This is a genomic window from Bradyrhizobium sp. th-b2, from assembly GCF_000426785.1.
GTDB classification, from domain to species: Bacteria; Pseudomonadota; Alphaproteobacteria; order Rhizobiales; family Xanthobacteraceae; genus Bradyrhizobium; species Bradyrhizobium septentrionale.
The window spans coordinates 1-1,456 of sequence record NZ_AUGA01000247.1; the positions used below are offsets into that span (position 1 = coordinate 1).

At 56.5% G+C, this 1,456-nt stretch carries 2 protein-coding genes; both read left to right on the forward strand.

Annotation, left to right across the window (positions count from 1 at the left end; all coding sequences use genetic code 11):
- Nucleotides 1-198 (forward strand): hypothetical protein (locus K359_RS64140; protein WP_210164126.1); only part of this gene is annotated, 198 nt, incomplete at its 5' end.
- A 381-nt stretch (nucleotides 199-579) separates the two neighbouring features.
- Nucleotides 580-1,200 carry a phasin family protein gene (locus tag K359_RS0148080; protein WP_029085264.1) on the forward strand — a complete coding sequence of 207 codons (621 nt, stop codon included), beginning with the start codon at nucleotides 580-582 and terminating at the stop codon, nucleotides 1,198-1,200.
- The last annotated feature ends 256 nt before the right edge of the window (nucleotides 1,201-1,456 follow it).

Below are 1,456 nucleotides of genomic sequence, written 5' to 3' on the forward strand. Positions count from 1 at the left end.
TTTCTTTATTCGACCCTTGCCGAGACATTCCGTGCATTTCGGGGGAAAGATTTTATGATCCGGCTGCGTTGGCTGTTTGATCTTCTGAACCCCCGCGCCATCGCAGGCGGGGCAAATAACCTCACTCAAAACTTCGAGCGGTCTTTTCATCGCGATCCATCATTAAAGCAAAAGCTGAAATCATTTGCGCGAAGATAATAGCTGGTGGCGGCAGTGCAACGAAACTCGCTTCTTAACCTAACCGATCAACGTTACCGCCTCAGGGGAGACCGCGTTGTCTGCGAAGAGGCGGCGCAACGTACTAGGGGGACGCAACTTGTGTGGAGTATTCGCCGATGAACCGTACCGGAACGCCTTCCTCCAAAAACACGGACGGTCTTCGACGGCCGCGGAATAATAGGACTGTGCATGTTGAGTTGCCTAAGGGCACGCGCCGGACCGTCTGCACCATCGAAAAGCTAGCGAAACCAGGAACGATTTTAGAGGGACCGCGTTGCGAGCGAAGGACGAGCGTTTAGCGAGGCGCCCAGTTCCGAAAGCACCAATCCGAAATCACCAAGAAGTCGAGGGAGGAACAACATGGCAAATCCACGCCCCGAGGATAAGTCTACCCGAACCATGGAAGACGCGGCGCGGAGCGCCAGTGAGAGAACCGCTGAGCAGACGGCGCGCATTGCACATACAGCAGGTGAGCAGTCCGCGCGTATCGCACAAGCTACAGCAGAGGCAGGGGAAGAGGCGGCTCGCGCCAGCGCTAATCTGCTCAAGCATAACGCCGAGACGTTTCAGAACGCTTGGCGCTTCGGTCTCGACATGATGACGGCAGCAACGGGCCGTTCTACCGACCAGCTTGGTCGCGTGCTCGGTTTATCGGGGGACGAAGCGCAAGTAGCAGTTGAACGGTCGGCTCACAACGCCGCAACGGTACTGAACTCTACAACCGCCGTTGCTAAGGTCATGAGTGACATATCCCGCGAGTATTTCGCGTTCGTTCGGCATCAAATTGAAACTACGATGGACCGCATGAACGAATTGGGGAGCTGTCGTACTGCCAAGGACATTGCGGTCGTGCAGAGCGAATTCGTGCGCGAAACAGTCGAGCACGCCCTCGAGAGCAGCCGGCGGATGGCCGACATGTCGCTTAAGGCGACAAACGATGCTAAGCAGATGGCTCAAAATATAGGACGGCGTGCCGCCTAACCACTTTATCTCATCGTGATGGAGGTGAGTCCTAAACAAATGGCCCCGACGATATGCACGTCGGGACCATTCGAGATCACAAGGCCGGGTACCTCCGCCGCGCCTTCCGATCAACGTGTCGCTGATTAATTCCGCCAATCTTGGGGACAATGTGGCAGCGACGTGGCCCCTCATTCGGGGCAGCTCTGCCCGATGTCGCGATCCCTTCGCAGGTCGGCTTCAAGCTCTTCGACAATGACCCGAAGCAAACACGCCG